Raw genomic sequence first — 6,605 nt, forward strand, 5'->3', positions numbered from 1 at the left:
CCCTTTCCCACTCCTCTATTACAGGGTGAGATAGTAGTGAATAAAGTCTTCGTCTCTCTTAAAGCCCAATTGTTCATATAATTTCTGCGCTGACGCATTGTCATTCGCTGTGCTCAGTTCTAATCCTTTTGCTTGGGTACGAATGGCGTACTCCTTTGCAGCAAGAATAAGGCTACTCGCAATACCTAGTTTGCGATGCTTTGGCGCAACATACAGATCATTAAGAATCCAGGAACGCTGCATCGTGATCGAGGAAAAGCTAGGATATAGCTGTGCAAAGCCTATGATCTGCTTCGTCTCGTAATCCTTTGCGACAAAGATGACAGATTCCCGATGTTCAAACTTTTCAAATAAAAAGCGTCTTGCTTCTTTAAGATCCGAGGGCTGCTGGTAGAATGCTCGATACTGGTCAAAGATAATGACCAAGTCCTCCAGATCATGAATGGTAGCTTGTGAAATTTGAACATTGATCGCCATGCCAATCCCTCTTTTCAATTTTGCCTAATCGTCATTTATTCGGAAGCAGGAGGCTTAGGCTTGTTATCTAGCCGTGCTTCTTTCCTAAAAATAGAGCCACAAGCTGCTGCTTCGTTATGGTTCCACCATGTTCATCAATGCGCTCCTTCATCTGAGCAAACAAAGTGGCTCTTATCTCCTCTTGGAGCATCTGATGTCCGGAATGCGTATGTAATAAGCCGATATATTGTTCACTTGTATAACTTTGCTTCCAACGGTATTCAATGACCGTAACGTGACCAAAGTATTCACTTTGCTCCATTTCATCTTTTCGCTTGCTAATCACCTTATCCGGGGTCTCCGTATTGGAGTCCTCTAGATGTGGAGCAAGCTCCTTGTATAATTCTCTAATCTCATGATGGAGTTCATCGAACTGTTGAACATGAACAGTCCAGAAAAAGGCGATCGAGCCGCCAGGACGCAGCAATCGCTTCACTTTGTCATAACCATAGACGGGGTCAATAAAATGAAAGGCCGTTGCCGAGGTGGCTAGTGCATAGCTTTCATCTGCATCGTCCCAGTCTTCAAAGGAATTGTTTCTCACTTCCACTTCCTTAACGGATCTGAACCTGTCTGCAGTATGCTTCGCCAGATTGGAACCTAACTCGATACACATCATATTGGTGTACCCAAGGTCTACGAATCCGGAGGTCGCCTTTCCCGTTCCGCAGCCAATCTCAAGGATTCGATCTGTTTTTTCGAGATGAGAGAATCGAATAATGTCTTCAAATAGCGTCTTCGGATAGGAGGGTCTATACTTGTCATATTCTTCGACGACGTGATCAAAGGTATGTTTACTCTGCATGGGATGTACCTCCATGTGATATTTTCTCCCAATGGCCGAGGCTTGGCCATTAGAATCCATCTACTCTTTGCACGTAATGGCGTCTCGTGAAGGATGTTTGATGTACCGTGCGACTAGCGAGATCGCGTATACATTCTTGAGGTTACAACTAATCTATTTCGTGGTTGATGGCACATCTCCTGCTCCATATCTTGAAGATTATGAAGTTCCAACCAGCGCACCGATGTTGAAATGCTCCATGCTTCTCTCTTCTTGCGATTACTTCGCTCGCTTGATGATATAAGCATTATCTGCTTTGCTGAATCCGAGCTTCGGATAGTATTCCATCGCGATAGGCGAAGACAGAAGAATAAGTGACGATTCTTCTCCAATCTGATCCTTTACACGTTTAACAAGTTCCCTACCGATGCCATAGCGTTGATATTCTTTGTCAACAGCCAAATCAGAGAGATAGCAGCAATAAGAAAAGTCTGTTATGGCTCTAGCAAGCCCGACCATCTTATTCTCATGCCATGCAGTGATCAAGACATCCGCATTTTGTATCATGCGTTCCATTCGCTCCAGATCTTGATAAGGCCGCTTGATGCCAGAAGCTTCGAATACACGCGATACATCTTTCGCGGTGATGTCTTGCTTCGTTTCCACATACTTTATATTCATGAAATGCACGCTCCAATCAGCTATAGTTGTTGAAGATTCAAATATCCATTATAACGACCTAACGTTCCCGTAATGTTAAACACTGCTGATACCTTTTAAGATGTGAATGAGCTCATCTAATTGCTCAATGGTCATCTTCGGCTTCTTTAGCGAATCATCCCACGACTTATTGCCCTTGTACCAAATCGCTTGGAGACCCGCTTCACTGGCACCTTGAACATCGTTAATGGGATGATCGCCAACAAATAAACATTGCTCTGCTGCTGCACCTAAGACAATCTCTTGACCATTTTATAGTGACCCGGAACCGCCTCGAAGCCTAAATGGTCACGGTTGATTCTTAACATAGGCTTATTCAAAGAGTCATTATGAGTACGCAAATAGGTAATCTGATGATGAAGGGCAAGCTCGATCGTACGAAGCTTCAATGCTAATCCGATTCCCTGACCGCGGTACTCCTTCTTTACACCGGTATATTCGTGATACATGCTCTGTGTCGCTTCATGATACAGAAGATGAGCAACGCCGATCATCTTGTCTCCGTCACGTGCTATAAGCACATACTCAGGCTTTGAGCCTGGCAGTTCGAGCGTCCATTTTTTCCATTCATGAAGGTCGAAAAAGTCTCCGCTTGCACCAGGAACGTCAACATTCGTTTCTCGATACAGCTCATACAGCTTTTCTTCTCTATCTGGTTCTGTGAGATCAGATAAGGCGATAATGTCATACGGGCAGCTTGCAGACGGACATGCTTCCCTATTAAAGTTTGCGAGATTCAACACAGACTCAAAAGTATGTCTCTCCATCTCGTAGCCCATCTTTGTTGCGAAGGCAATGGAATTCACATCATCATCCTGCACGACAATGTTCAGCTTGCTTGCGGCATTCTGAACTGCCCATTCCTCTAACGTTGCATACAATTCAGTGCCTAGTCCTGTTTTGCGATATGCAGGATCAATAACTAAAGTTTGATTCAATTCACCAGCGGCTGTCCATGGTGCCCTCCAAGAAATGCCGTAACCTCTTACTTGCTGCTTGCTATCAACGATCACAAGACGCTCGCGATCATGTCCGCTGAGTAAGCCATCCTCATTTCGATATAGAGAACCCACAGAAGGAATCTTGCGATCTTCCTCTGTCAAGTTCTCAATCGTGGTTGGTTCAGACAGGATATCATTCAGGAGTTGAACAATGGATGCATAATCGTCTGGAAGTTGTATTTTTCGAACGGTATTAAACATCGTTTCACCTCAGTATATAATGATTTGGATTTATCGAATTGGTGTATCGTCTGTTAACAGTTTAAATCAGTATCGGAGTGATCGCCTCCTCATATAGCTCCATACTAAAGGTATGTTTCTGACAATGCTATGTCCTCTTTTCATACAATCAAAAAGTCCACAGCTTCACCCTATGTAAAACAACATAGTCAATTTTTCCACCCAAGTGGAAAGCTTAGACATCTCATACTATGCCTGATAGCTTGCTGTTCATCATTTGATGTAATCAAAAAAATCAAGACCCAGCCTAGATAACAATGATCTTTAGCTGGATCTTGATTTAATGTTAATTATTGTATCATTTTCATTTATGACTGAAAAGTGCGTTTTGTGCTGATTAGGTGCAAATGCACCATCAATCTATTTCGCATAGAGATGTTGTTTTAGCTCACGATTCTTCTCTGTGAATAGATCATTATGGGAGGATACCATGCCATAGGCTCTTGCATCAGGTGAAATGTATACTTTGGCTCTGTTTACCGCATTCGCAGCATCATGGAACGCACCTGCGATTAGATGTACTTTGCCTTCATGATACAAAATATCACCAGCTGCAAAGATACCTGGAACCGAGGTCTCACTAAGAGCAGTGCCATCTAAGCAGTAATCATCGAACATCTTGATGTTCACTTCACTATTTGCGATCAGATCTTTATCTCTCTCATATCCATGGTTGATAATGACTTCATCAACTTGCAGGGTAAGTTCCTGTCCATCTTCTTTCTTCAATACGACTTGATCAATGGTATCATGGTCCGTTGCAGCCACAAGCTTCTCAATCGTCGTATTGAACAAACAATCCACCGAACTCTCAAGCAGGCGAGTCACTTCCGCCTCGTGACCTTTAAGATTGTCTTTTCGATAAGTGAGGTAAACCTTCTCAGCAATGGACTCCAATTCGTTTGCCCAGTCAATCGCCGCGTTCCCTCCGCCAGAGATGAGCACTCTTTTTCCTTTGAAGCGAGCAAGCGACTTCACCGTATAATGCAGGTTGTTTACTTCGAATCGTTCAGCGCCTTCTATATTAAGCTTCGTAGGATTAATGATTCCTCCGCCGACTGCCAGAATCACTGCCTTTGAATAATGATTCTGTCCAGATGCAGTTTGCAGCGTGAAGATTCCATCGTCCTCCTGAGAAATGGATGTCACCTTTTCGCCGAGGACAACTTCAGGATTGAAGGTTAGGCCTTGGTTTATCATCTGCTCAATAAGCTGAGCACCCGTTACCGGTGTGAGTCCGCCGATATCCCAGATCATTTTCTCCGGATAAATATGTACCTTGCCGCCTAGAAATGGCTGGTACTCAATAATCTTGGTGCTCATTTCTCTTAAACCGCTATAAAAGGCAGCAAATAATCCTGCTGGTCCTCCGCCAATAATCGTAATATCTAAGATTGATTTTGTATGCATAGCTGTGTTGTATCCTCCCACAGATTAATGATAATGATATGATAACATCAGTGATAATGATTATCAATATCGATAGTGTATCATTATGGGAGTAAACAATCAATCCTTATTTTCCCTCTATGGTTAAAAGCTCAAGTCCTTGTAAGTATTGTTGAAACTCTTGCACAAATGCATGAAGCCAATCCTCTCCGAAGTCCAAAAAGCCACTGTCGGACTCAATAAAAGCAACATCAAGACTCATCACCCATAATCTTCTCACCATGGCAAAATCACTGATTGCATGCTCATCATTTGCAGATAAAGGACGAATAGAACGATATCCTTTAAGGATCGCATTCTACAGAAGCTCAGCTTGATCCGTTGAATAGTGTTTCCTTCTAGACAGCCACACTTGAGCTAGGTCATAGGCTCTCCAACCTAGTCCTGACCATTCAAAATCAATATGAGTAAAATGTTCACCATTGTACTGAACATTATTGTTTCCATGCATATCCCCGTGGATCATCCCCCAATCTAAACCTTGTTCTAATTTAGATTTGACTTGGTACATTAGTCGATCAACAAAAGAAGTTAAGAATAACGTTTGGGGATGTTCAACACCGATATATCGAATGATAGATCGTAAGGGCTGTTAAATGAGGAAATCCAAGTCTAGTCTTTTAGTGTCAGGGAAGCTAGCGATTCGATCCATTGCATCATGCAGTTCTACTGCCGATCTCCCAAACGAAAAACAGGAAGCCTCATCATGCAAAGCAGGTTCTACTCCGTTCGCATATCGAAACAACACGGCATATCGAGTTCCCTCTGGGGCATGTACAGAACAGTACCATTCATGATTTTGGTTCACAACAGCTACAGCAGCTTTAGTTATTCCCTTTGTCAGCAGAGATGACAATGATTCGATAAGATGCATCTCCTGCTCTACACGTTGTTCAGATACTTCAGCCCGATAAAGTCGAAGGATATAGCTGCCTGTACTCGTCGTTACCTTATAAGTATCATACAGACCTCGCAATAAATATTTACATTCCAGCCAATCCCCGATATTGTAATGATCAGATAATAGATCCCTTAAATAGTTTCCTTGAAGAACTGATCGAAGAACGAACGGTTTATTCTCTTGATGTTTTTTCCATATTTATACTCCTCTTTTTTTCTCTAGATAGATAAAGCTCAGTCGCTCATGCACCTTAACCGTTTTGAAAGGAACATATCCAAGTTTGCGATATAGATAGAGATTGCGTTCACTACGATAGCCTGTGTACAGTTCAAATCTGCTGCAATGACTAAAGCAAGTTTCGAGTTGGTTCATCAATTGCGTTGCAATCCCTTGATTTTGATAGTCAGGATGTACGATCAGCTTACCTACATGGCATGTCCCCTCCGTATCATATGCTCTTACCGATCCTACGATAGTAGAATTATGTACTGCTTTTAACACAATCAATTGTTGAAATTCTTGTTCAATATCCTGAATGGACTGTGTTAAGGGCTGAATTTGATAGTCGTCATAAAGTTCCGCTTCGATTTGATAACAAAGATGCTGTAGCTGTAAGCTTTCTTGTGCGTCTGCAAGAGAAGCTTTGGAAATGTGCACAGTCATCGCGATATCCCCCCAAGAAGTTCGTATATTGTCTAGACCAATTAACGTATATATAGCACCTTAATTTCAGTCGAAACTATCATTTTATGCAGGATTCATTTATCAATATATGGTAATTCCTCCTTCTATTATTAGTATGAATCATCCCTTCGTTAATCTGTATACCAAACTTCTCTATAGTTATTCATTCTTTTGCTGCTGCTGAGAGCAAAATAAAATTGAGCATGTACCTATAACAGCGCTGCTAAGGATTAAACAAAACCCCCGTCTTCTTATTGGTCAAGCCCCATTTTTGTAGACATTGAAAAAAGCCCTAAGCTGAAAGCTGGCG

The 6,605-nt window shown here is 42.2% G+C and carries 7 protein-coding genes and 1 pseudogene; all 8 read right to left on the reverse strand.

Annotated features, from left to right (window positions below; genetic code table 11):
- Window positions 1-18 precede the first annotated feature (18 nt).
- Window positions 19-477 (reverse strand): GNAT family N-acetyltransferase, encoded by a 459-nt coding sequence (locus tag I2H74_RS16120; RefSeq protein ID WP_195575238.1) that lies wholly within the window; start codon window positions 475-477, stop codon window positions 19-21.
- 67 nt (window positions 478-544) lie between these two features.
- Window positions 545-1,321, reverse strand: coding sequence for a class I SAM-dependent methyltransferase (locus I2H74_RS16125; protein WP_195575239.1), 777 nt, complete (start codon window positions 1,319-1,321; stop codon window positions 545-547).
- Window positions 1,322-1,579: 258 nt separating this feature from the next.
- The gene (locus I2H74_RS16130; RefSeq protein ID WP_195575240.1) at window positions 1,580-1,981 is read right to left on the reverse strand and encodes a GNAT family N-acetyltransferase; all 402 of its coding nucleotides are present in this window, start codon (window positions 1,979-1,981) and stop codon (window positions 1,580-1,582) included.
- A 75-nt stretch (window positions 1,982-2,056) separates the two neighbouring features.
- Window positions 2,057-2,260: an HAD hydrolase-like protein gene (locus tag I2H74_RS25315; RefSeq protein ID WP_195575280.1), complete on the reverse strand. Its 204-nt coding sequence runs from the start codon at window positions 2,258-2,260 to the stop codon at window positions 2,057-2,059.
- On the reverse strand, window positions 2,251-3,222 hold the full coding sequence (locus I2H74_RS16140; RefSeq protein ID WP_195575241.1) for a GNAT family N-acetyltransferase: 972 nt from the start codon (window positions 3,220-3,222) through the stop codon (window positions 2,251-2,253). Before I2H74_RS16140 ends, I2H74_RS25315 begins: the two co-directional genes overlap by 10 nt.
- A 399-nt stretch (window positions 3,223-3,621) precedes the next feature.
- Entirely contained in the window at window positions 3,622-4,671 is a 1,050-nt protein-coding gene (locus tag I2H74_RS16145) for an NAD(P)/FAD-dependent oxidoreductase (RefSeq protein ID WP_195575242.1), read from the reverse strand.
- Between the two features lie 337 nt (window positions 4,672-5,008).
- Window positions 5,009-5,686 (reverse strand): annotated as a pseudogene (locus I2H74_RS24750) (phosphotransferase).
- A gap of 123 nt (window positions 5,687-5,809) precedes the next feature.
- Complete coding sequence (locus I2H74_RS16165; RefSeq protein ID WP_195575246.1) at window positions 5,810-6,274, reverse strand: GNAT family N-acetyltransferase; 465 nt, start codon at window positions 6,272-6,274, stop codon at window positions 5,810-5,812.
- Window positions 6,275-6,605 lie beyond the last annotated feature (331 nt).

This window comes from Paenibacillus sp. 1001270B_150601_E10 (assembly GCF_015558675.1).
GTDB lineage: Bacteria > Bacillota > Bacilli > Paenibacillales > Paenibacillaceae > Paenibacillus_B.

Bases quoted from the DNA above. Each gene is read 5' to 3' on its own strand.
- I2H74_RS16120 (WP_195575238.1), bottom strand. From the start codon at position 477: ATGGCGATCAATGTTCAAATTTCACAAGCTACCATTCATGATCTGGAG.
- I2H74_RS16125 (WP_195575239.1), bottom strand. From the start codon at position 1,321: ATGCAGAGTAAACATACCTTTGATCACGTCGTCGAAGAATATGACAAG.
- I2H74_RS16130 (WP_195575240.1), bottom strand. From the start codon at position 1,981: ATGAATATAAAGTATGTGGAAACGAAGCAAGACATCACCGCGAAAGAT.
- I2H74_RS16140 (WP_195575241.1), bottom strand. From the start codon at position 3,222: ATGTTTAATACCGTTCGAAAAATACAACTTCCAGACGATTATGCATCC.
- I2H74_RS16145 (WP_195575242.1), bottom strand. From the start codon at position 4,671: ATGCATACAAAATCAATCTTAGATATTACGATTATTGGCGGAGGACCA.
- I2H74_RS16165 (WP_195575246.1), bottom strand. From the start codon at position 6,274: ATGACTGTGCACATTTCCAAAGCTTCTCTTGCAGACGCACAAGAAAGC.